Source organism: Streptomyces smaragdinus (assembly GCF_009604385.1).
Taxonomy (GTDB): domain Bacteria; phylum Actinomycetota; class Actinomycetes; order Streptomycetales; family Streptomycetaceae; genus Streptomyces; species Streptomyces smaragdinus.
The window spans coordinates 97,336-120,848 of the sequence record NZ_WEGJ01000005.1 but is presented as its reverse complement, the minus strand read 5'-3'; the positions used below and the strand labels follow the sequence as shown (position 1 = coordinate 120,848).

At 72.2% G+C, this 23,513-nt stretch carries 18 protein-coding genes and 2 pseudogenes; 15 read left to right on the top strand and 5 right to left on the bottom strand.

Features of this window, described 5'->3' with window-relative positions; translation table 11 throughout:
* Window positions 1–11 precede the first annotated feature (11 nt).
* Entirely contained in the window at window positions 12–635 is a 624-nt protein-coding gene (locus tag SRB5_RS10965) for a TetR/AcrR family transcriptional regulator (RefSeq protein WP_153451405.1), read from the bottom strand.
* Between the two features lie 196 nt (window positions 636–831).
* Here SRB5_RS10965 and SRB5_RS10960 point away from each other — a divergent pair, with 196 nt between their 5' ends.
* The 6 genes from SRB5_RS10960 (at window position 832) to glxA (ending at window position 8,722) form a co-directional block, all read left to right on the top strand.
* Window positions 832–1,812: a tetratricopeptide repeat protein gene (locus SRB5_RS10960; protein WP_153451403.1), complete on the top strand. Its 981-nt coding sequence runs from the start codon at window positions 832–834 to the stop codon at window positions 1,810–1,812.
* A gap of 479 nt (window positions 1,813–2,291) precedes the next feature.
* Window positions 2,292–2,924, top strand: a complete 633-nt coding sequence (locus SRB5_RS10955) for a DUF6230 family protein (protein WP_153451401.1) — start codon at window positions 2,292–2,294, stop codon at window positions 2,922–2,924.
* 89 nt (window positions 2,925–3,013) lie between these two features.
* On the top strand, window positions 3,014–3,613 hold the full coding sequence (locus SRB5_RS10950) for a DUF6114 domain-containing protein (protein ID WP_153451400.1): 600 nt from the start codon (window positions 3,014–3,016) through the stop codon (window positions 3,611–3,613).
* Window positions 3,606–4,805, top strand: coding sequence for a hypothetical protein (locus tag SRB5_RS10945; RefSeq protein ID WP_153451398.1), 1,200 nt, complete (start codon window positions 3,606–3,608; stop codon window positions 4,803–4,805). Before SRB5_RS10950 ends, SRB5_RS10945 begins: the two co-directional genes overlap by 8 nt.
* Before the next feature lie 156 nt (window positions 4,806–4,961).
* The gene (locus tag SRB5_RS10940) at window positions 4,962–6,791 is read left to right on the top strand and encodes a glycosyltransferase family 2 protein (protein WP_323377700.1); all 1,830 of its coding nucleotides are present in this window, start codon (window positions 4,962–4,964) and stop codon (window positions 6,789–6,791) included.
* A 2-nt stretch (window positions 6,792–6,793) separates the two neighbouring features.
* Window positions 6,794–8,722, top strand: coding sequence for a radical copper oxidase GlxA (glxA, locus tag SRB5_RS10935; protein WP_153451397.1), 1,929 nt, complete (start codon window positions 6,794–6,796; stop codon window positions 8,720–8,722).
* A gap of 2 nt (window positions 8,723–8,724) precedes the next feature.
* Here glxA and SRB5_RS10930 read toward each other — a convergent pair whose 3' ends face one another.
* On the bottom strand, window positions 8,725–9,780 hold the full coding sequence (locus SRB5_RS10930; RefSeq protein WP_153451395.1) for a glycoside hydrolase family 6 protein: 1,056 nt from the start codon (window positions 9,778–9,780) through the stop codon (window positions 8,725–8,727).
* 115 nt (window positions 9,781–9,895) lie between these two features.
* Window positions 9,896–10,684, bottom strand: coding sequence for an ArsR/SmtB family transcription factor (locus SRB5_RS10925; protein ID WP_153451393.1), 789 nt, complete (start codon window positions 10,682–10,684; stop codon window positions 9,896–9,898).
* A gap of 64 nt (window positions 10,685–10,748) precedes the next feature.
* On the opposite strand from SRB5_RS10925, the pseudogene SRB5_RS10915 reads away from it, so the two are divergent.
* The 3 genes and pseudogenes from SRB5_RS10915 to SRB5_RS10905 all read left to right on the top strand — a co-directional run.
* A pseudogene (locus tag SRB5_RS10915) lies at window positions 10,749–11,737 on the top strand (MFS transporter); the annotation flags it as partial.
* A gap of 43 nt (window positions 11,738–11,780) precedes the next feature.
* Window positions 11,781–12,290 carry a MarR family winged helix-turn-helix transcriptional regulator gene (locus tag SRB5_RS10910; protein WP_323377698.1) on the top strand — a complete coding sequence of 170 codons (510 nt, stop codon included), beginning with the start codon at window positions 11,781–11,783 and terminating at the stop codon, window positions 12,288–12,290.
* 43 nt (window positions 12,291–12,333) lie between these two features.
* Window positions 12,334–12,666 (top strand): DUF3817 domain-containing protein, encoded by a 333-nt coding sequence (locus tag SRB5_RS10905; RefSeq protein ID WP_153451388.1) that lies wholly within the window; start codon window positions 12,334–12,336, stop codon window positions 12,664–12,666.
* Window positions 12,667–12,670: 4 nt separating this feature from the next.
* On the opposite strand, the gene meaB is transcribed toward SRB5_RS10905, so the two are convergent.
* Both meaB and SRB5_RS10895 read right to left on the bottom strand, forming a co-directional pair.
* Window positions 12,671–13,627 (bottom strand): methylmalonyl Co-A mutase-associated GTPase MeaB, encoded by a 957-nt coding sequence (gene meaB, locus SRB5_RS10900; protein ID WP_323377697.1) that lies wholly within the window; start codon window positions 13,625–13,627, stop codon window positions 12,671–12,673.
* A gap of 561 nt (window positions 13,628–14,188) precedes the next feature.
* The gene (locus SRB5_RS10895) at window positions 14,189–15,379 is read right to left on the bottom strand and encodes an acetyl-CoA C-acetyltransferase (RefSeq protein WP_153451387.1); all 1,191 of its coding nucleotides are present in this window, start codon (window positions 15,377–15,379) and stop codon (window positions 14,189–14,191) included.
* Between the two features lie 134 nt (window positions 15,380–15,513).
* Between SRB5_RS10895 and mce the strand changes: the two genes are divergently transcribed.
* The 6 genes and pseudogenes from mce to SRB5_RS10865 all read left to right on the top strand — a co-directional run.
* Window positions 15,514–15,954 carry a methylmalonyl-CoA epimerase gene (gene mce / locus SRB5_RS10890; RefSeq protein ID WP_153451385.1) on the top strand — a complete coding sequence of 147 codons (441 nt, stop codon included), beginning with the start codon at window positions 15,514–15,516 and terminating at the stop codon, window positions 15,952–15,954.
* Window positions 15,955–16,126: 172 nt separating this feature from the next.
* Window positions 16,127–19,450: a polarized growth protein Scy gene (gene scy, locus SRB5_RS10885; protein WP_323377695.1), complete on the top strand. Its 3,324-nt coding sequence runs from the start codon at window positions 16,127–16,129 to the stop codon at window positions 19,448–19,450.
* Window positions 19,451–19,564: 114 nt separating this feature from the next.
* Window positions 19,565–20,500, top strand: a complete 936-nt coding sequence (locus tag SRB5_RS10880) for a coiled-coil domain-containing protein (protein WP_153451384.1) — start codon at window positions 19,565–19,567, stop codon at window positions 20,498–20,500.
* A 107-nt stretch (window positions 20,501–20,607) separates the two neighbouring features.
* The gene (locus SRB5_RS10875) at window positions 20,608–21,609 is read left to right on the top strand and encodes an ABC transporter ATP-binding protein (RefSeq protein WP_323377693.1); all 1,002 of its coding nucleotides are present in this window, start codon (window positions 20,608–20,610) and stop codon (window positions 21,607–21,609) included.
* 5 nt (window positions 21,610–21,614) lie between these two features.
* Window positions 21,615–22,394: an ABC transporter permease subunit gene (locus tag SRB5_RS10870; protein ID WP_153451382.1), complete on the top strand. Its 780-nt coding sequence runs from the start codon at window positions 21,615–21,617 to the stop codon at window positions 22,392–22,394.
* A gap of 118 nt (window positions 22,395–22,512) precedes the next feature.
* Window positions 22,513–23,484: pseudogene (locus tag SRB5_RS10865) on the top strand (ABC transporter ATP-binding protein); the annotation flags it as partial.
* Window positions 23,485–23,513: the final 29 nt, after the last annotated feature.

Here is a 23,513-nt window from a genome sequence, read left to right as displayed (position 1 = left end):
CGCGCCCACGGCTAACCCCGCAGCCCCGCCGCCACCAGCGCTGCCAGGGCCGATGCCCACGTCTCGTCCACCGGCTCCGCGCTGACCAGCGCGCGGTGGACCACCGTGCCCGCGATCACGTCGAAGATCAGGTCCGCCTGGGGACCCGGTTCCGGGGCCGGGGGGATCTCGCGGCGGTGGACCGCCCGCGCCCGGCCCTCGAGGACCAGCCGCTTCTGACGGTTCACGATCGCCGACCGGATACGGTCGCGCAGCGCCGCGTCGTACGCCCCCTCCGCGATGAGCGCCATCAGCGCGGACCGTACCTCCGGCCGCTCCAGCAGCGCGGCGAACCGCAGCACGACGCCCACGATGTCCGCCTCCAGACTCCCCCCGTCCGGCGGCAGCGCCAGCCCGTCGAAGAGCTCCGCCAGCGCGTCCACCACGAGCTCGTTCTTCCCCGGCCACCGCCGGTACAGCGTCGTCTTCGCCACCCCCGCCCGCGACGCCACGTCGCCCAGCGTGAGCCGGCTCCACCCCAGCTCGACCAGCGCCGCCCGGGTGGCGGCCAGGATCGCCCGGTCCGCGGCGGCGCTGCGCGGCCGCCCCGTACGACGCCCCTCGACCGGGACCCCCGGATCTGTGCTCTGGCTCATGCCGCGGACCTTACCCCGGAGTAGCCCGGATGAGATACGCTACGACTCGTAGCGAAACCGAGCGACAACCGCACGCCGCCGGGTGGGGACCCGGCTCAGCTACAAATGGGCGTAAACCGCCCCTTGTCCGGCCCGCGTTCCCGCCAACCGACGGGGGCTGGGCCCGGCAGGGCCGGACATCGGGGAGGATGGACGTATGCAGCCACGCAACATGTCCATGAGCGGCGCCGTCGACCTCGCCGCGGTGAAGGCGGCCGCCGAGGCCCGGGAGAAGGCCGAGCACGCCCGCGCGGAGCGCGAGCGGCAGCAGGCGGCCGGCGGGGCACCGGCGGGGAATGCCCCGCTGGTCATCGACGTCGACGAGGAGACCTTCCAGCAGGAGGTCATGCAGCGCTCCACCGAGGTCCCCGTCGTCATCGACTTCTGGGCCGAGTGGTGCCAGCCGTGCAAGCAGCTCAGCCCGGTGCTGGAGCGGCTGGCCGACGAGTACGCCGGCCGCTTCGTGCTCGCGAAGATCGACGTCGACGCCAACCAGATGGTCTTCCAGGCGTTCAGCCAGCAGCTCGGCATCCAGGGCATCCCGGCGATCGTCGCGATCGTGGCGGGCCAGCCCGTCCCGCTGTTCACCGGTGTCACGCCGGAGCCGCAGATCCGCCAGGTCCTGGACCAGCTGATCGAGGTCGCCGAGCAGCAGTTCGGCATCGTCGGCATGCCCGCCGCCGGCGGCGAGGCCCCCGCCGAGCGCGAGGCCCCGGCCGGTCCGCACGACGGCCCGCTGACGGCCGCCGCACAGGCGCTGGACCGCGGCGACCTGGGCGGCGCGGTCCAGGCGTACGAGAACGTCCTGGCGGAGGACCCGGGCAACACGGAGGCGAAGCTGGGCCTCGCCCAGGCCCTGCTGCTGCGCCGGATCGAGGGCCTGGACGCGCAGAAAGTGCGCAAGTCCGCGGCGGACGACCCGAAGGACGTCGCGGCCCAGCTCCAGGCGGCCGATCTGGACCTGGTGGGCGGTCATGTCGAGGACGCCTTCGGGCGGCTCGTGGACACGGTGGCCCGCACGTCAGGGGACGACCGGCAGGCCGCGCGGGTGCGGCTGCTGGAGCTCTTCGAGGTGATCGGCGGCGACGATCCGCGGGTCGTACGGGCGCGCGCGGCGCTCTCGCGAGTGCTCTTCTGAGGGATAACTTCCGGATAACGGCGGCCGCTAGTTTGCCAAATCTTAATAATTTCGGCCGCCGTTACCCACGGTGAGTACCACCGGCCCTCTTGTCCGGTCTTGGGCGAATCCGCCCCGTCGATTTGTCGTCATGGCCCGCAACGTTCCGTACCCGCGCCCCGCACCGGACTCGGTAAATCGACACGGGGGCGTTACTCGCTGGTAACGAACCCCTTGTGCGGCACCGGAACATGCACCACGATCGCCTGAGCTCGGTCCCCCGACCACGGCCCGGCATCGCCGCGAACCCAGGCGAGGGAACCCCACCGAGCGGACAGGGGGGTCGCCGCCCGAACCGGCGGCGCCTGTCTTCATTCAGGCCGTACGCAACGTACGGCCGGCGGTTGTCGCTCGGGAGTGGATCGCCGGTGCTGGGGCGGAAGAAAGCCCGCGCCGGTCTGCGGCGTTCTCCTTCCCGTACGTCCGAGAAGGAGGAACGTATGTCCCAGGTGCGTGGTGGGACCAGATGGAAGCGCTTCGCCGTCGTCATGGTCCCGTCGGTCGCCGCGACCGCGGCGATAGGCGTGGCCCTGGCGCAGGGCGCGCTCGCGGCTTCGTTCGCCGTGTCCGGTCAGGAGTTCAAGGTCACGGCCGGCAAGCTCGACGGCCACGGCATGGTGCAGTACGGCTCTCTGGACGCCGGTACTGACCTCGAGGGCAAGGCCGGCGCTCACCACCCGGTCGCGGTCTCCGGCTTCAACTCGGCCGAGATCACGAACATGTGTCAGTCCGTGGTGACGGAGATCCCCGGTCTCGGGGCCATCACCATGAAGCTGACCGCCGGTGACGGCGGTACCCCGGTCGCCGCCAAGAAGATCTACATCGACTCCTCGGCGCTCGACGCCGACGCGGAGTTCCGCAACATCAACATCGGTGTCGCGGCCGGCCAGTCGTCGAAGGGCCCGGGCATCCAGTCCGGCGACCAGATGGCGAAGAAGGGCGGCTTCGCGCAGGAGGCCGACCGGGCCATCCTGACCGACGTGAAGCAGACCGCCTGGGCCACCAGCGCGGGCACCTTCAAGCTCAGCGGCCTCAAGCTTCGCCTGAACCTGGGCAAGAACGAGTGCTACTGATCCGCTAGACCCCGAGGGCGGGGACGCGGTCCGCGTCCCCGCCTCTCGCCCACATTCTTTGCTTTGCCGTTCCAGGGAGCTGTTTTTCCATGAGCGTCGATTCTCCCGGTCAGGACGAATACTGGCTGCGCTACTGGCGGCTGCGTTTCCGCGCCTGGCGCGGCAGTCGGCCCTTCTGGGCGGGACTCTTCACCCTGCTGGGTGGTATCCCGATCGGTTACCTGCCGTACCACAACCTGCAGTTCGGGACACTGAGCGTGCGTATCGGCTCCCCCGCCGGGGCCAGCGCGCTGGTCATCGGGGTGCTGCTGATCACCCTCGGGCTGACCCTCTGGTTCCACGCCATCGTCCGGGTCTTCGCCGGTGTCGCCGCGATCGTGCTGGCGCTCGTGTCACTCCCGGCCACCAACCTCGGCGGCTACTTCATCGGCTTCCTGCTGGCGATGATCGGCGGCGCGCTCGCCATCTCCTGGGCCCCCGCCGCGCCGGCCGAGGAGCCGGCGGCGGAGGGTCCGGCCGCGGGCGGTCCGGACGAGACGTACGGGCCCGGCGAGGAGCTGCCGCCCGGTGCGACCGCCGACGAGCCGGCCGAGCCCGCCGACGAGCGTCCCGAGCCGCCGGCCGGCCCGGTGCGCAGCAGCGCGACCATCTCCGTGACCAAGGCTCCCGGTGGGGGAAAGTATGCGTAGCGAGCACACCGGCCACGACGACGCGGTGCAAGGCGGCCCGCGGCACGCGGCCGTGCGCAAGTCGCTCTTCAGCAGATACCGGCTGCCCGCCGGCAAGGCCGCCGCGCTGGCCTCGATGCCGACGGCGGTGCTGCTGGGCCTGACGCTGACGCCGAAGCCGGCGGCGGCCGAGGACAACCCGGCCATCCCCTTCGCCCCGGGCCCCTGCGTCACGGCGCCCGACGCGGCGCCGGAGGAGGACCCGACGCCGGCGCCGGACGACACGGCGAAGCCGGAGCCCGCGCCGACGGCGACCACGGCACCGGAGGCCGACGCGCCGGCGGCGGAGACTCCCGCCCCGGAGGCGACGGAGACCCAGGCGGAGCCGGAGGCGGCGGCGCCCGCGGAGACCCCGGCGCCCGAGCCGACGGAGTCGAAGAGCGTCCTGGACCCGCTGGGCATCGTCCCGGCGATCACGGACCTCCTGGACGGCCCGGACGAGCCCGCGGCGGACACCACGGACACGACGGCCGCGGACACCACCGCGGAGAAGCCCGCGGCCGACACGACGGACACCGCCGCCGCGTCGGCCGGGACCGAGACGGACATCCGGGAGGCGGCGGCCGAGGCCGGCGCCGAGGTCAAGGAGCTCTCCGAGGCGACCAAGGCCACGGCCACCGACCCGGTCGACGAGACCGGCGGGGCCGTCACGGGCGAGGACGGCAAGCCGCGCTTCCCGTGCCCCGAGCTCGACGCGGAGGCGCTGGCCAACGCGAAGCTCGAGACCGACATCCCGCTGCTGCCCGACGAGGCGTGGACGCTGAACAGCTCCGTGCTGACCCTCAAGGGGCTGAAGTACCACGGCATCGTCGAGGTCAAGACGTACTCGGGCCAGGTCAAGAAGGTCCTGAAGTTCACGGCCTCCAACGGCGTGGACATCAAGGACCTGCACCAGACCGTCACCGGCCCCGGCGACAAGACCTCCCACGTCCGCACTCCCAAGGGCACCACGTCGACCATCCGGAACGGCACGGTGACCATGTACACGGAGTCCCTGAAGGGCAACCTCTTCGGCCTCATCCCGGTCACCTTCAGCCCCGAGGCTCCCCCGCCCCTGGACGTCCCCCTGGCGATCTTCACCAACGTCACGGTGAAGCAGGCGGGCCAGTTCGGCGGCACGCTGAGCCTGCACATGCTGCAGAGCATCGAGTAACCCCGCGCGAAGCGATGTCGGAGGGCGCCACCCACCCGGGTGGCGCCCTTCGGCGTTCGCCGGACAACACGAACGGCCCCCCACAATTCGCCCGAGCCCGGCTCCTCACGTTGGGTAAGACGTGATCGCAGAATCGTACTTACCCCGGAGGGGATCGTGCGGCCGGAGGGCACAGAGGGCTTCGACTACAGCAAATACAGCCGCCTGGCCGGGGACTTCCAGGACCCCCGCCCCGCAATCGGCGGCTACCGGGTCGCGACGACCCGCCTGCTCGACAAGGAGCCCCACCGAATACGAGCCGTGGCCCTGATGGCGGTGGCACCCTGCCTCTCCCTGGTGCTGCTGCTGTACCTGGTGTGGCCGAGCCACTGGACCGACCGCGAGGGCGCCCCCCTCTGGCTCCTGGTCGCCGACGCCGTGATGCTCGTCTCGATCTTCCTGATCGAGTCCTTCAGGCTCGTCAACGTCGTCTCGATCGCCCACGCCACCATGGTCGCCTGCGACCCCGTCCCGGTCCGCCCGGAGAAGGACACCCGCGTCGCGTTCCTGACCACGTACGTCCCGGGCAAGGAACCCCTCGCCATGGTCCGGGCCACCCTCACGGCCGCGGTGAGGCTCACCCACGACGGCCCCCTCGACGTCTGGCTGCTGGACGAGGGCGACGACGCCGGGGCCCGCGCCCTCTGCGCGGAGCTGGGCGTACGGCACTTCACCCGCAAGGGCGTCCCCGAGTGGAACCGCGAGCAGGGCGTGCACCGGGCGAAGACCAAACACGGCAACTACAACGCCTGGCTGGCCGCCCACGGCGACGACTACGACTTCTTCGCCTCCGTGGACACCGACCACGTCCCGCTGCCGGACTTCCTGGAGCGGATGCTGGGCTACTTCCGCGACCCGGACGTGGCCTTCGTCGTCGGCCCGCAGGTGTACGGGAACTACCGGGCCCCCGTCACCAAGCTCGCGGAGAGCCAGCAGTTCCTCTTCCACGCCCTCATCCAGCGCGCCGGCAACCGCTACGGCTCCCCGATGTTCGTCGGTACGAACAACGCGGTGCGGATCACGGCGGTGAAGGGCATCGGCGGGCTGCAGGACTCGATCACGGAGGACATGGCCACCGGCTTCGAGCTGCACCGCTCCCGCAACCCCCGCACGGGCAAGCACTGGCGCTCCGTCTACACCCCCGACGTGCTGGCGGTGGGCGAGGGCCCGGAGTCGTGGACGGACTTCTTCACCCAGCAGCTGCGGTGGAGCCGCGGCACGTACGAGACGTGGTTCCGGCAGTACTGGAAGAAGCCGCTGCGGATGCCGCTGCGGCGGCTGTGGTCGTACACGCTGATGCTCGTCTACTACCCGATGACCGCGGTGAACTGGTACCTGGGCGCCCTGTCCTGCGTGCTGTTCCTGTGGCTCGGGGCCTCCGGCACCCAGGTGCCGGCGTCGGTCTGGCTGATGCTCTACAGCGACGCCGCCGCCGCGCAGATCGGGCTGTACCTGTGGAACCGGCGGCACAACGTCTCCCCGCACGAGCCGGAGGGCTCCGGCGGGCTCGGCGGCATGGCGATGTCGGCGATGTCGGCGCCCGTGTACCTGAAGTCGTTCACGGACGCGCTGCTGCGCCGCCCGTCGCGGTTCGTCGTCACGCCCAAGGGCGGCACGGCCACCGCCGACCAGCCGGCGACCTTCCGGATCCATCTGTTCTGGGTGGCCGTGCTGGGCGTGTCGTTCCTCGCCTCGGTCGTCCTGGGCCACACCCACGCCGCGATGCGCACCTGGGCGTTGCTGGCCCTGTGCATCGCGCTGGCGCCCGTCGCCGTCTGGGCCTGGACCGAGTGGGCCGAGCGCCGCAGGACCATGCGGGTCACGGTCACCGACACCGTCGGCGCGCCCGCGCAGACCACCCCGGCCGCCGCCGACGCCGCCATCGCGCGGTCGACGGCCACCACGTCCGTGACGGAGTCACCGTCCCTGTCCCGAGGAGGGAGCTGAGCATGCCGTACCGGCCGAGCAAACGTGTGAGGAAGAGCCTCATAGGCACCGGCGTCGTGCTGGCCCTCGCGGGTCTGAACGCCCCCGCGGCGATCGGGTTCGCCCGCGACCAGTACCACGAGTACCGGATAGCCCAGCCGGCGTACCTGGCCCGGTACGGCTCCTGGCACATCATGGACACCCCCCGCTCGTACAAGCTCAACGCGATCCACGCGGCGCTGCTGCACACCGGCAAGGTGCTGCTGGTCGCCGGCTCGGGCAACGACCAGGTCCAGTTCGACGCGGGCACCTTCACCACCGTGCTGTGGGATCCGCGCGACAACAGCTACAAGAAGATCAAGACCCCGGCGGACCTGTTCTGCGCCGGCCACACCCAGCTCGGCGACGGCCGGCTGCTGGTCGCCGGCGGCACCGCCCGCTACGAGCGGCTCGACGGCGACGTGGAGCGGGCCGGCGGGCGGATGCTGCTGAAGAACGAGAACCCCGACAAGCCGATGCGCCTGGCCAAGGGCACCCGCTTCACCTCGCCGTCCGGGCTGACGTACCGCTCGGACTTCGCCGTCACCGTGCCGGCCGCGAAGAAGACCGGCGCGGGGGCGCGGACGAAGGTCACGGCGGGCGAGAGCACCGTGTTCGTGGAGGCGGAGAGGAAGGGCCGCGGCTTCGTCAACGGGGTGCACTCCCAGTACGAGATCGAGGGCCTGCGCGGCAAGGACGCCGACAACGTCTACGGTCTCGCCCAGAAGCTCACCATGGACAAGCAGGACTTCCAGGGCATCCGCGACGCGTACGAGTTCGACCCGGTCAAGGAGGAGTACGTCCGCGTCGACCCGATGGACAAGGCCCGCTGGTACCCCACGCTGGTCACCCTCCCCGACGGCAAGGTGCTCAGCGTCTCCGGCCTCGACGACGTCGGCGAGATCCTCTACGGCGACAACGAGATCTACGACCCCAAGACCAAGAAGTGGTCCAAGGGCCCCACCCGCTACTTCCCGACCTACCCCTCGCTCTTCCTCACGAAGGGCGGCAAGCTCTTCTACTCGGGCGCCAACGCCGGTTACGGACCGGCCGACCGGGGCCGCGAACCGGGCCTGTGGGACCTGAAGAAGAACACGTTCGAGCCGGTCCCCGGCATGACGCAGCCCGACCAGCTGGAGACCGCCGGCTCGCTGCTGCTGCCGCCGGCGCAGGACCAGAAGGTGATGGTGCTCGGCGGCGGCGGGGTCGGCGAGTCGAAGAAGTCGACCGGGCGGACCACGATCATCGATCTGACGGCGGACGAGCCCGCGTACGCCGACGGACCGGAGCTCCCGGTGCCGACCCGCTATCTCAACAGCGTGATCCTGCCGGACGACTCCGTCTTCACCACCGGCGGCTCGAAGGACTACCGGGGACGCAGCGCCAGCAACGTCCTGAAGGCCCAGTTCTACGACCCGGGCGCGAACGCCTTCCGGCCGGCGGCAGATCCGCTGGTGGGCCGCAACTACCACAGCGAGGCGCTGCTGCTCCCGGACGGCCGGGTGGCGGTGTTCGGCTCCGACTCACTGTTCTCGGACAAGGCCAACACCCGGGCCGGCGACTTCGAGCAGCGCATCGAGGTGTACGAGCCGCCGTACCTGCACCACAAGGACATCGACCGCCGTCCCGTGATCGGCGACGGCCCCGAGCGGCCCGAACTCGGCGCGAAGGCCACGTACGAGGTGAAGGGCGCCGAGCGGGTGGCGAAGGTACGGCTGATGCGCCCGAGCTCCGTCACGCACGTCACGGACGTCGAACAGCGCTCCGTCCAGCTCGACTTCACGAAGCGCGGCGGCACGGTGACCGTGGAGATCCCCGAGGACCGCTCCCTGGTCCCGCCCGGCTGGTACATGCTGACGATGACCGACCGCGAGGGGCTGCCGTCGGTGGCGAAGTGGGTGCACCTGCCGTAGGGCTAGCGGTCCGCCCGCCGATCGTTGTCTGCGGCGGAGCGGGCCAGGCCCAGGGCGTACTCGGGCCACCAGGTGCCGGCCGCGGGGCCGCCGCGGCACTGGCCGTCCGAGTCGCCGGGGCGCTTGATCCACAGGAGCGCGTCGATCAGCTCGTCGCCCGTCCTCGTGGACGGCGGGGCGCCCAGCGCCCGGCCCGGCGGGTTGCACCAGGTCGCGTCGTCGCCGGCCAGCGGGCCGTTGCCGTTGCGGCTGGTGTCGACGACGAAGTGCTTGCCCCCGAGCAGCCGCGACAGCTCGTGCCCGTACGCCCGGGTCGCCCGGGTGCTCTGGAAGTTCGACACGTTCAGCGCGAAGCCGTCCGCCTCGTTCATGCCGGACTCCCCCAGCCGGCGGGCGAGGGAGCCGGTGTCGTGGTTCCACGCGGCGTTGCCGGCGTCCAGATAGACCCGCACGCCCGGGCGCCTCTTCAGCCGGAGCACCGCCTCGCCCAGCATCTCCTGGCGCTCGGCGCGGATCTCCTCGGGCGTACAGCCGTCCGCCATGTGCGGGACGGCGTCCGGCTCCAGGATCACCAGGGCCTCGCCGCCCTCGATGTTGTCGGCGAAGGCGCCGATCCAGCGCAGATAGGCCTCGCGGTCCGCGGCGCCGCCCGCGGAGTGCTGGCCGCAGTCGCGGTTGGGGATGTTGTACGCGACGAGCACCGCCGTTTGCCCGGCCGCCCCGGCCCGCCGCATCGTCTCGCGGACGTCGGCGCCGACCTGCTCCTCGCTGCCGGAGGGCCAGACGGCCAAGGGCTGCTCGGAGATCCGCCGCAGCAGCTTCGCGTCGTCGCCGCGGCCCTCCCGCTCCCAGCGCGTCACCTGCCGGGCCGCGGCGCTGCCCGGGTCCACCCAGAAGGGGGTCTCGTTGCGGACGGCACGGGCGGCGGCCTGTTCGGCTCCGGGAGCGGCGCCGCGGACGGACTCGGGGGCGGAGTCCGCGGGGCCGGCGACGGAGCAGCCGGCGAGGGGGACGGTGGCGAGGGCCAGCGCCAGGCCGGCGAGGGCGAGAGGGAGCATACGTCCTGACATCGAGATTCCCGGGCTGAGGCGGGCAGATCGCTTCGATCCTGGCATACGGGCCAAATCGCGGCATCGAACATATGGCGGAGCAAGCGGGTGAACCTGGGGCGCGTCAGCCCGCCGCCAGCGCGATCCCCAGCGGCGTGCGCTCGTACAGCACCTGGTGCCGGCTGCGCCGCGCCGTCAGCAGACCGGCGTCGCGCAGGGCGCCGAGGTGGGCGGAGACCGTCGACGGCGCCAGCCCCAGCCGGCGGGCCAGCGCCGTGGTGGACGCGGGCTCGTCGAGCGCCGCCAGCACCCCGGCCCGCCCGGCGCCCAGCAGCCGTACGAGGGCCTCGCGCGGCCCGGGGCCGCCGGTCTGCCACAGGGCGCCGACCCCGCGCGCCGGGTAGGCGATCGCGGCGCTCCACGGGGGCTCGAACCCGGTGACGGCGTCGGGCCACAGGAAGGCGCTGGGCAGGAGCAGCAGGCCCGAGCCGCCGAGCTCACGGCGGTAGTCGGACCGGTTCGCCACGGTCAGCGTGCCGTCGTCCCAGCCCAGCCTGGGATGCAGCCCGGCGAAGAGCAGCTCGAAGCCCCCCTGCGCCAGCCGCCGGCTGTGGAACGCGACGTCCGCCTCGAGCAGCGTGCGCAGCCGGGGCCAGTGCGGCTCGACGAGGGCGTGCCAGGCGGCGCGCAGCAGCCCGGCGAGCTCCTCGATCGCCCGCACCGGATCGGCGAGGAGCTCACGGGCCCGCGGATGCCCGGCCGCCCCCGGGGTGTCGGCCAGGGAGCGGCGCATCGCGCGCAGCGCCTGCGCCGGGTCGGCGGCCCGCACCGCCGCCAGCTCCTCCTCGAACGTCGCCGTCAGACCGATCGGCGGCGGGCCCAGGAAGTCCGGGGTGATGCCGACGCGGGGCATGAACAGCCACAGTGGGGTGAGGTCGAGGTCGCCGAGGCGGGCGCGGGTGTCCTTCAGCCAGCTGGCCGGGATCGCCGACCGCTACCCCGCCCGACGGGTCCTGGTCTGCTGCGATCTGCTGTGCGCCGCCGCCGCGGCGGCCATGGTGCTGCCCGGGACGCACGTCGGCGTGCTGCTCGCCCTGCGGTGCGCCATCGCCGCGATCGCCCCGGTCTTCGCCGGCACCCGGGCGGCGACCCTGAGCGACATCCTGGGCGAGGGCGACCTGTTCGTCCTGGGGCGCTCGCTGCTGCGGATCGTCGGCCAGAGCGCGCTGATCGCCGGGTTCGGGGTGGGCGGCGTCCTGCTCACGGTCCTGTCGCCGCGCGCCGCCCTGGCGTCACCGCGCTGACCTTCCTCGCCTCCGCCGTGATCCTGCGCCTGGGCACCAGGCGGCGGCCGGTGCGGGGCACCGGGGGCGGCACGCTGCTCGCGTCCTCGCTGGCCGGCGCCCGGCAGCTTCTCGGACTGCGACGGGTGCGGCTGCTGATGCTGCTGTTCTGGCTGCCGCCGATGTTCTCGGTCGCCCCGGAGGCCCTGGTCACCCCGTACACCGACAGTGTGGGCGCGGGAACCGTGGCGCTCGGGCTGCTGATGTGCGCGCTGCCGGTCGGGACCATCGCCGGAGAGGTGCTGGCCGGTACGGCGCTGGGGCCGGGCGGGCGGGCGCGGGTGGTCGCGCCGCTGGCGGCGGCCAGGCTGGTCCCGTATCTGCTGTACGCGCTGCATCCCGGGGTCCCGGTGGCGGCGGTCGTGCTGGCCGTCGCGGGGCTGGCGGAGGCGTACACGCTGGGGCTGGACCGGATGTTCGTCGACGCGGTGCCGGAGGAGCTGCGGGGTCGGGCGATGACGCTGCTGCAGGCGGGGCTGATGACGATCCAGGGGCTGGGGATGGCGGCGGCAGGGGCCGCGGCCGAGTTCGTACCGGTGCAGTACGTCGTCGCGGGGGCGGGGGCGCTGGGCACGGTCTGCGTGCTGCTGGTGCTGGCCGGGCTGCGGAGGACCGAAGGCTGAGACGGGGCTGACCGGGATGTGACCACCGGGTAAGGTCTGCCGCGTGGCCAAGCCCCTCAGCCTCCCCTTCGACCCCATCGCCCGTGCCGACGACCTGTGGACGCGGCACTGGGGCGGCGTGCCGTCGATGGCCGCGATCACCTCGATCATGCGGGCGCACCAGATCCTCCTCGGCCAGGTCGACGCGGTCGTCAAGCCGTACGGGCTGACCTTCGCCCGGTACGAGGCGCTGGTGCTGCTGACGTTCTCCAAGGCGGGCGAGCTGCCGATGTCGAAGATCGGCGAGCGGCTGATGGTGCACCCCACCTCGGTGACGAACACCGTCGACCGGCTGGTCGGCTCCGGGTACGTGGCCAAGCGCCCGAACCCCAACGACGGGCGCGGCACGCTGGCTTCGATCACCGGCAAGGGGCGGGAGATCGTGGACGCGGCGACGCGGGACCTGATGGCGATGGACTTCGGGCTGTCCGCGTACGACGGGGAGGAATGCGCGGAGATCTTCGCGATCCTGCGGCCGCTGCGGATAGCCGCGGGGGACTTCACGGAGGCGTGACCCCGGGCCGGTGATCGACTGGGTTCCGGTTAGGCTCGTACGCATGAAAAAGAGCGTGCTGACCCGCTATCGGACGATGGCCTACGTCACCGGTGTCCTGCTGATCCTGCTGTGCCTCGGCATGGTCGGCAAGTATCTGCTGGACCTCTCGGGCGCGGGTGACTTCACCAAGATCGTCGGTATCGCGCACGGCTGGCTCTACATCGTGTACCTGATCTTCGCCTTCGACCTGGGCGCCAAGGCCAAGTGGCCGGTGGGCAAGCAGATCTGGGTGCTGCTGGCGGGCACGATCCCGACGGCCGCGTTCTTCGTCGAGCGCAAGGTCAGCGCCGAGCTCGCCCCGCTGGTCGCGCGGGACGAGCCGGTCGCCGCGTAGCCGCTCAGGCCGACGTCAGCCCCTTCACCAGCTCGTCCGCCGCCGCGTACGGGTCCAGCTCGCCGGCGACGATCCGCGCCGCGAGCGCCGTGAGGCGGCGGTCGCCGTGCAGGTCCGCGATCCGTTCGCGCAGGCGGGTCACCGCGATCGTCTCCGTCTCGTTCGCGGCCCTCGCCGTACGGCGCTCCTGGAGCACGCCGTGCTCCTCCATCCACGCCCGGTGCTTCTCCAGGGCCTCCACCAGCTCGTCGGCGCCCTCGCCCCTCGACGCCACGGTCTTCACGATGGGCGGGCGCCAGTCGCCGGGGGCGCGGGCCTCGCCGAGCCCCAGCATGTGGTTGAGCTCGCGGGCCGTGGCGTCCGCGCCGTCGCGGTCCGCCTTGTTCACCACGTACACGTCGCCGATCTCGAGGATGCCGGCCTTCGCCGCCTGGATGCCGTCGCCCATGCCGGGGGCCAGCAGGACCACCGAGGTGTCCGCCTGGCCGGCGATCTCCACCTCGGACTGGCCGACGCCGACCGTCTCCACGAGGATCACGTCGCAGCCGGCGGCATCCAGCACGCGGATCGCCTGCGGGGCGGCCCAGGCCAGGCCGCCCAGGTGGCCTCGGGTGGCCATGGAACGGATGTAGACGCCGGGGTCGGAGACGTGTTCGCTCATCCGTACCCGGTCGCCCAGGAGGGCGCCGCCGGAGAACGGGGAGGACGGGTCGACGGCCAGGACGCCCACGCGTTTGCCGCGTTTGCGGTACGCGGTGACCAGGGCGGAGGTCGAGGTCGACTTGCCCACGCCGGGGGAGCCGGTGAGGCCCACCACGTAGGCTCCGCCGGTCAGGGGGGCGAGGGCGGCCATCACCTCGCGGAGCTGGGGGCTGGCGCCTTCCACAAGGGAGATCAGGCGGGCCACGGCTCGGGGCTTCCCCTCGCGGGCCTGGCTCACCAGCGCCGGTACGTCCATCACGGGGTGTGTCTCCTGTTGTCGTTGCACGGTCGGCCGTCGGCCGGCGGTCAGGCTATAACGGCGTCGGCCTGCGGCCGGAGTCGGCGCTGCGCGCCTCCGGCCTCAAACGCCGGCCGGGCTTTGACGGCGCTGCGCGCCTCGCCCTCAAACGCCGGGCGGGCTGGAAATGGCTCTCTTTGCGTTGTCGGCCGGCGGCTGTGGGGCGCTGTTGTCGCGTCTCGTGTCCGGGGGCGGGCCGGAGCGGCGGCTCCGCTGGACGTGGAGACTCTGGTCTCGGTGCCGGACCACGCTCCGCCGCCACTCCGTCCCGCCCCCTCGTTACGCCGGCGACCTGCGGAACACGGCCGGTCCAGCTGCGTCTGCCACGCCGTGGGCGACGCCCAAACCCGCAACGCTGTGGGCAGGGGGCCCACCCGCCGGACGGCGCCCAAACCCACAGCAACGCTGTGGGCAGGCGTCCCGCAGGGCGGGACGGGTGGGCACAGCGGACCGCAGCCATCGACGCACGACGCCACCAGCACGCCCCTGGCCGGAGGCCGCACCCGCCCCGGGGGGCGACCCCTACGCCGGGACCCTCACGATCAGGGCGTCCCCCTGACCGCCGCCCCCGCACAGCGCCGCCGCGCCGACCCCGCCGCCGCGCCGCTTGAGCTCCAGCGCCAGGTGGAGGACCAGCCGCGCCCCCGACATCCCGATCGGATGCCCGAGCGCGATCGCACCGCCGTTGACATTGACCTTGTCCGACGTGACCCCGAGGTCCTTCATCGACTGCACGGCGACAGCCGCAAACGCCTCGTTGATCTCGATCAGGTCCAGGTCGGACGCCGAAAGCCCGGCCTTCTTCAGCGCGTGCGCGATCGCGTTCGACGGCTGCGACTGCAGCGAGTTGTCGGGACCGGCGACATTCCCGTGCGCCCCGATCTCGGCCAGCCACGGCAGCCCGAGCTCCTCCGCCTTGGCCTTGCTCATCACGACCACGGCCGCCGCACCGTCCGAGATCTGCGACGCCGTCCCCGCCGTGATCGTCCCGTCCTTGGCGAACGCCGGGCGCAGCTTCCCGAGGGACTCGACCGTCGTCTCCGGCCGGATGCCCTCGTCCTGCGAGAAGACGACCGGCTCCCCGCGCCGCTGCGGGATCGGGATCGGGGTGATCTCGGCCTCGAAGATCCCCGCCGCCTGGGCGGCCGCGGCCCGCTGGTGCGAGAGGGCGCCGACGGCGTCCTGCGCCTCGCGGGAGATCCCGAGCCGCGTGTTGTGCTTCTCGGTCGACTCCCCCATCGCGACGTTCTCGAACGAGTCCGTGAGCCCGTCGTACGCCATGCAGTCCAGCATCTCGATCGCGCCGTACTTGAAGCCCTCGCGGGACTTGGGCAGCAGATGCGGGGCGTTCGTCATGGACTCCTGGCCGCCCGCGACCACGACGTCGAACTCACCCGCCCGGATCAGCTGGTCGGCCAGCGCGATCGCGTCGAGGCCGGAGAGGCAGACCTTGTTCACCGTGAGGGCCGGCACGCTCATCGGGATGCCGCCCTTGACGGCCGCCTGCCGGGCCGGGATCTGGCCCGCGCCGGCCTGCAGGACCTGACCCATGATCACGTACTCGACCTGGTCGCCGGAGATGCCCGCCCGCTCCAGTGCCGCCTTGATCGCGAACCCGCCGAGGTCCGCGCCGGAGAAGGACTTGAGGGAGCCGAGGAGCCGGCCCATGGGCGTACGGGCTCCGGCAACGATTACTGAGGTGGTGCCAGTCATGCGTTCGCCCCTTCGGGGAGAAGTGAATGAGGGTTAACGTCAATGTACTGACGCGTACCCGTCGGGGTCACGGTCCGATCGCTGTGACCGTGCGCACGTTGCGTAACCGCATGGGTGAGCGGTGCACTGGTTCCATGCTGACGCGAATCGACCACATCGGGATCGCCTGCCGGGACCTCGACAAGACCATCGAGTTCTACCGCTCCACCTACGGCTTCGAGGTGTTCCACACCGAGGTCAACGAGGAACAGGGCGTGCGGGAGGCCATGCTGAAGATCAACGAGACGTCCGACGGCGGCGCCTCGTACCTCCAGCTGCTGGAGCCCGTCCGGGAGGACTCCCCCGTGGGCAAGTGGCTGGCGAAGAACGGCGAGGGCGTGCACCACATCGCCTTCGGCACCGCCGACGTGGACGCGGACGCCGCCTCGATCCGGGACAAGGGCGTACGGGTGCTGTACGACGAGCCGCGTACGGGGTCGATGGGCTCGCGGATCACCTTCCTGCACCCCAAGGACTGCGGTGGCGTGCTGACCGAACTGGTGACCGCCGCTCCCGGTGACGGATCCGCACATTGAGGTGGCTTCGTCATTGCCCACTGACCATCGCGTTCCGCTCCCGGTACAGTGCAGGGGGGCTGCCCCCGTCCTGGGGCGGCCCGATGATCTGACACGATTGTCTGATCGGTGAATCGTTGGAGTCATCGGTTCAGCAGGATGTAATCGACCAGGGGACGGATGGGACCGCGCAGTGCGGGGCTACGACCGCTACCAGCCTGAACAGGCCGAGCCTGCCCTGGACGGGCTCTCGCAGTTCGAAGCCGAGATCAAGCGGCTGAAGAAGGAACGCGAGAAGGTCGTCCAGCACGCCGAGGACCTCGGCTACCAGGTCGAGGTTCTGCGTGCCAAGTTGCACGAGGCACGCCGCAACGCCTCGACCAGGTCGGCGTACGACAACGTCAGCCACCAGGCCGAGCAGATGCTGCGCAACGCGCAGATCCAGGTCGAGCAGATGCGCGCCGACACCGAGCGCGAGCTGCGCGAGGCCCGGGCGCAGACCCAGCGTCTGCTCCAGGAGCACGCCGAGCGCCAGGCGCGGATGGAGTCCGATCTCCACGCCGAGGCGATCAAGCGCCGGCAGCGCCTGGACGAGGAGCTGACCGAGCGCCGGACGAACGTCGAGACGCACGTCAACGAGAACGTGCGCTGGGCCGAGCAGGTCCGCGCCCGCAGCGAGTCGCAGGCCGAGCGCCTCCTCGCGGAGAGCCGTGCCGAGGCCGAGCAGGCCGTCGCCACGGCCCGCGCGGAGGCGCAGCGGCTCACCGAGCAGGCCCGCCAGCGCGCCGGCTCCGAGTCGCAGACGGCCCGGGCCGAGGCCGACGACGTGCTGCGCCGGGCCCGCGCCGAGGCGGAGCGCCTGCTGAACGCCGCGTCCTCGCAGGCCGCCGAGGCCACCACGCACGCCGAGGCGCTGCGCAGCTCCACGGTCAGCGAGTCCGAGGGCGCCCGGCGCGAGGCCGCCGAGCTGCAGCGGCAGGCCCAGGCCCGGATGCAGGAGGCGGACACCGCGCTGCGTACCGCCCGGGTCGAGGCCGACCGGCTGGTGGCCGAGGCGGAGAAGACCATCGCCAAGCGGGTCGCCGACACCGAGGCGGGCGCCGAACAGCGGATGAACACCACCCGGGCGGAGATCGCCCGGCTGGTCGGCGAGGCCACCAAGCACGCCGAGAAGATGAAGGGCGAGGCCGAGCAGGCCCTCGCGGACGCCCGCCGGCAGGCGGAGAAGCTCCTCGCGGACGCCGGCGAGCAGGCCCGTACGAAATCGGCCGAGGAGAGCGCCAACGCGCTGGCCCAGGCGGCGAAGACCGCCGAGGACGTGATCAACAAGGCCACCGAGGAGGCGAAGGACACCACGAAGTCCGCCGCCGAGGAGGCCGAGCGGATCAAGGCCGAGGCCCAGTCCGAGGCCAACCGGCTGCGCCGGGAGGCCGCCGACACCGCCGAGCAGGTCAAGGGCGCCGCGAAGGACGACACCGCGGCGTTCCGGCAGAAGACCGTGGAGCTGCAGGAGGAGGCCCGCCGGCTGCGCGGCGAGGCCGAGCAGCTGCGCGCGGAGGCCGTCGCCGAGGGCGAGCGGATCCGCTCCGAGGCGCGCCGCGAGGCCGTGGCGAAGATCGAGGAGTCGGCGAAGTCCGCCGAGGAGATCCTCGCCAAGGCGGGCAAGGACGCCGAGGAGCAGCGCGCGAACGCCGCCGCCGACGGCGAGCGGGTCCGCGACGAGGCGGTCGACCGGGCGACGGCGCTGCGCCGGCAGGCCGAGGAGGCGCTGCAGAAGGCGCACGCGGAGGCCGACGAGCTGCGGGCCGACGGCCGCACCCAGGCCGCGAAGATCATCGACGACGCCGAGGACGCCGGGCGCAAGGTCCGCCGGGAGGCCGAGGAGGCCGCCCGGGCCCACCGCGACGAGGCCCAGGCGGAGCTGACCCGCCTGCACGGCGAGGCGGAGTCGCGGATCACCGCCGCGGAGGAGGCGCTGCAGGGCGCCCGCGCCGAGGGCGAGCGGATCCGCCGCGAGGCCGCGGAGGAGACGGACCGGCTGCGCGCCGAGGCCGCCGAGCGGCTGCGTACGCTGCAGCAGCAGGCCCAGGAGGAGGCCACCCGGGTACGGGACGAGGCGGCGGCGGCCGCCGGCGCGGCCCGTACGGAGGCGGAGGCCGCGGCGGTGCGGCTGCACGCCGACGCCACGGAGGAGGCCGAGCGGGTCCGGGCCGAGGCGCAGGACGCCGCCGACCGGCTGCGCGGCGAGGCCACGGCCGCCGCGGAGCGGCTGCAGACGCAGGCCGCCGAGGCGCTGGGCGCCGCGCAGGAGGAGGCCGCCCGCCGCCGGCGCGAGGCCGAGGCGCTGCTGTCCGCCGCCCGCCAGGACGCCGACCGCGAGCGCGGCCAGGCCCGGGTGGAGAGCGACGAGCTGCTGGCCAGCGCCCGCACCCGGGTGGAGGAGGCGCAGCGCGAGGCGTCGCGGCTGCTGTCGGACGCCGAGACGCACTCGCGCGAGATGGTCGCCGCGGCGGAGTCCACGGCGCAGCAGGTGCGGGACTCCGTGAAGGACCTGCACGCGCAGGCCGGTGAGGAGATCACCGGGCTGAAGGCCGCCGCCGAGCACTACGCCGCGACGCTGCGCCGCGAGGCGGAGGAGGAGACCTCCGCCGCCCGGGCGCTGGCCGAGCAGACGGTGACCGAGGCCGCCGCCGAGTCCGAGCGGCTGCGCGAGGAGGCGGAGCGGCTGCGCGACGAGTCGCGTCAGGACGCCGCCAAGCGCCGCGCGGAGGCCGCCGAGCAGGCGGACAAGCTGATCGAGAAGGCGCAGAGCGAGGCGCTGCGCGTGGCGACCGCCGCGGAGGAGCAGGCCGACACCATGGTCGGCGCCGCCCGCAAGGAGGCCGAGCGGCTGGTCGCCGCGGCCACGGCCGACGCGCACCGGCACACCGAGCGGACCCGTGCCGAGGCGAACACCATGCTGGAGGAGGCCCGCCGGGACGCCGCGCAGATCCGCGGCCGGGCGGAGGACCTGCGCGCCCGTACGGACGCCGAGGTCGAGGAGCTGCACGAGCGGTCCCGCCGGGAGACCGCGGAGCTGACCCGGGCGGCCGGGGAGCGCGTGGACAAGCTGGTCGCCGCGGCCAACGAGCAGCTGACCGACGCCGAGGCGAAGGCCCGGGAATTGGTGTCGGACGCCAACTCCGAGGCTTCCAGGGTCCGTATCGCCGCGGTGAGAAAGGCCGAGGGCCTGCTCAAGGAGGCCGAACTGAAGAAGGCCTCGACCTTCGACGAGTCCGAGCGGATGAAAATCGAAGCCCGCGCCGAGGCGAAAAAGATCATCGAAGAAGGCCGTCGCGAGCTGGAACTCATCACCCGGCGCCACGAGGACATCAACGCGGAGATCTCCCGCGTTCAGAGTGTCCTGGAGGCGCTGGAATCGTTCGAGGCGCCGCCCTCCGGCGGGGCCAAGGACAGCGGAAAAGCCCCGGCAGCGGCCGGGGCACCCCGATCCGGAAGCAAGCAGACCGACGGCTAGCCACTCGAAAGTAGGGTCATTCTCCAGATCAAGTCCGGAATGACTCTATGCCACGCCGCCTCCGCCTCTAAGATTCCCCCTATCACCTCACCCGGTCTCATCGACAGGAAACCCATGAGCGACACTTCCTCCCCCTTCGGCTTCGAGCTCGTGCGGCGCGGATACGACCGCGGTCAGGTGGACGAGCGCATCACGAAACTCGTCGCCGACCGCGACAGCGCGCTGGCACGCATCACCGCCCTCGAGAAGCGGATCGAGGAGCTTCACCTCGAGACGCAGAACGCCCAGGCCCAGGTCGCTGACGCCGAGCCGTCCTACGCCGGCCTCGGCGCCCGGGTCGAGAAGATCCTCCGCCTCGCCGAGGAGGAGGCCAAGGACCTGCGCGAGGAGGCCCGCCGGGCCGCCGAGCAGCACCGCGAGCTCGCGGAGTCCGCCGCCCAGCAGGTGCGCAACGACGCCGAGTCGTACGCCGCCGAGCGCAAGGCGAAGGCGGAGGACGAGGGCGCGCGGATCGTCGACAAGGCGAAGAACGAGGCCGCCGGTCTGCGGGCCGACGCCCAGAAGGACGCCCAGTCCAAGCGCGAGGAGGCGGACTCCCTCTTCGAGGAGACCCGCGCCAAGGCCGCTCAGGCCGCCGCGGACTTCGAGACCAACCTGGCCAAGCGCCGCGAGCAGTCCGAGCGCGACCTCGCGTCCCGCCAGGCCAAGGCCGAGAAGCGCCTCGCCGAGATCGAGCACCGGGCGGAGCAGCTGCGCCTGGAGGCGGAGAAGCTGCGCACCGACGCCGAGCGCCGCGCCCGCCAGACGGTGGAGACCGCGCAGCGCCAGGCCGAGGACATCGTGGCCGACGCGAACGCCAAGGCCGACCGGATCCGCTCGGAATCCGAGCGTGAGCTGGCCGCGCTGACCAACCGCCGCGACTCGATCAACGCCCAGCTGACCAACGTCCGCGAGATGCTCGCCACCCTCACCGGTGCGGCCGTCGCCGCGCAGGCGACGCCGGACGTCGACGACGCGAAGCCGGGCGTTCCGGCGCAGCAGTCGCGCTGACCCGTATACGGCAGGTCGAGGGCCCCGTACACCCCTGTGGTGTGCGGGGCCCTTTCCGTTGTCGGATTGGGGGTGCGCCGTACACCGGTGACCATTAGGTTTGGAGGGTGATCGAGGTTGAAGGCTTGACGAAGCGGTACGGGAAGACGCTGGCGGTGGACAATCTGTCCTTCCAGGTGCATCCCGGCCATGTCACGGGCTTCCTGGGCCCGAACGGCGCCGGGAAGTCCACCACCATGCGCATCATGCTCGACCTCGACGCCCCCACCGCCGGCGGTGTGCGCATCGACGGCAAGCACTACCGGGAGCTGGCCGAGCCCTTGTCGTACATGGGCGCGCTGCTCGAGGCGAAGGCGATGCACGGCGGGCGCAGCGCGTACAACAACCTGCTGTGTCTGGCGCAGAGCAACCGCATCCCGCGCGCCCGGGTCGACGAGGTGCTGGACATCGTCGGGCTGAGCGCCGTCGCGCGCAAGAAGTCCAAGGGCTTCTCCCTCGGCATGGGCCAGCGCCTGGGCATCGCGTCCGCGCTGCTCGGCGACCCGAAGATCCTGATGTTCGACGAGCCGGTCAACGGGCTCGACCCCGAGGGCATCCACTGGATCCGCAACCTGATGAAGAACCTGGCGGCCCAGGGCCGCACGGTGTTCGTTTCCAGCCACCTGATGAGCGAGATGGCGCTGACCGCCGACCATCTGATCGTGATCGGCCAGGGCAGGCTGCTCGCCGACACCTCGATGGCGGACTTCATCGCCACCAACTCCCGCTCGTACGTACGGGTCCGCAGCCCGCAGCACGAGGAGCTGAAGGACGCCTTCCAGCGCGCCGGGCTGACCGCCGTGGAGGTCGGCGACGGCTCCTTCGAGGTGGAGGGCGCCGACGCGGCCAAGGCGATCGGCGAGCTGGCCGCGCAGAACAGCCTCACGCTGCACGAGCTGAGCCCGCAGCAGGCCTCCCTGGAGGAGGCGTTCATGCAGATGACGGCGGGCTCGGTGGAGTACCACGCGCATCACCCGGGCGATCCGACGACGCCGGGGGCACCCGGTCCGCAGTGGGGTCCGGGCTGGGGCGGTGCCCCCGCCGGCGACGACACCGAGAAGAAGGGCTGACCCCGATGTCATCTCCGGCCCCGGTCCTGCAGTCCGAGTGGACCAAGATCCGTACCGTGGCGTCCACCAAGTGGACGCTGCTGCTGGCCCTGCTGGTCACCGTCGCGCTGGGCGCGGTGGTGTCCGCGGTCATGAACAACACCTTCGACGACCTCGAGGGCGTCGAACTCGCCACGTTCGACCCGACGTACGTCAGCTTCGCCGGCACCAGCCTGGGCCAGCTCGCGATGATCGTCTTCGGGGTGCTGGTCGTCGGCACCGAGTACAGCTCCGGCATGATCCGCACCTCGCTGCAGGCGGTGCCCCGGCGCGGGCTGTTCTACGTCTGCAAGATCGCGGCGGCGACGGCCCTGGCGTTCGTCGTGGCCATGCTGACGAGCTTCCTCACCTTCTTCCTCGGCCAGGCCCTGCTCGGCGACCACGCGGCGTCCATCGGCGACGAGAACGTGCTGCGCGCGGTGGTCGGCGGCGGGCTGTACATGACGCTGATCGCGATGCTCGCCATGGGCGTGGCCACGATGCTGCGCAGCTCGATGCTGTCGCTGGGCATCCTGATGCCGTTCATGTTCCTCGTCTCGCCGATCCTGTCCGCCGTCCCCGGCGCCAAGGACTTCGCCCGCTATCTGCCCGACCAGGCCGGTTCGCGGATCATGCGGGTCGTGCCGAACGCCCTGAACAGCGGCGAGACCCCGTACGGCCCGTGGGGCGGCATCGGGATCATGCTGCTGTGGGTGGCGGCGGCGCTGATCGGCGGCTATCTGGTGCTCAAGAACCGCGACGCGTAGAACAACTGTTGCGGCTCCGTTGCGTCCGCCCCTTGGGGGAACCGGATCGGCCTCGCTAGCCTCTCACCTCTACGGGGGGCGCCTGAGCCCCTCGCCGACCGCGAGGGGGAGACGGGCATTGATCGAGGCCAGGGGTCTGAGTAAGCGTTACGGCGACAAGTGGGCCGTCTACAACCTGTCGTTCGACGTCCGGCCCGGCGCCGTGACCGGATTCCTGGGCCCGAACGGGGCCGGGAAGTCCACCACGATGCGCCTGATCCTCGGGCTCGACGAGCCCACGGCGGGCACCGTGACCGTCGGCGGCCACCCGTTCCGCAGGCTGCCCAACGCGCCGCGCCAGGTGGGCGCGCTGCTGGACGCCAAGGCCGTGCACGGCGGACGCACCGCCCGCGCCCATCTGAAGTGCCTGGCCCAGCTGTCCGGCATCCCGGACCGCCGGGTCGACGAGGTGCTCGACGTGGTCGGGCTGCTGGGGGTGGCGTTCCAGCGCTCCAAGGGCTTCTCCCTCGGTATGTCGCAGCGCCTGGGCATCGCCGCCGCGCTGCTCGGCGACCCCCAGGTGCTGCTCTTCGACGAGCCGGTCAACGGCCTCGACCCGGAGGGCATCCGCTGGGTGCGGGAGCTGATGAAGCGGCTGGCGGCGGAGGGCCGTACGGTCTTCGTCTCCAGCCATCTGATGAGCGAGATGTCGCTGACGGCGGACCATCTCATCGTCATCGGCCGCGGCCAGCTGATCGCGGACACCAGCGTCAAGGACTTCATCGAGCGCAGCGCCTCCGGGTACGCCCTGGTCCGGACGCCCGACGAGGACCAGACGGCGACGCTCACCACCGCCCTGACGGAGGCCGGCGGCAGCGTCGAGGCGCTGCCCGACGGGGCGCTGAAGGTCACGGGCGTCCCGCTGCCGGGGATCTCCGACCTCGCCCACGAGGCGGACGTACGGCTGTGGGAGCTCTCGCCGCACAGCGGTTCGCTGGAGGAGGCGTACATGGCGCTCACCCAGCCCGCGGTGGACTTCCGCTCCACCACCGACCGGCGCGCGGGGCTGCTGCAGGAGCTGCCGCCGCCGCCCGCCCCCGTACTCCCGCAGAGCTCCGAGGTTCTGGAAAGCGAGGCCGC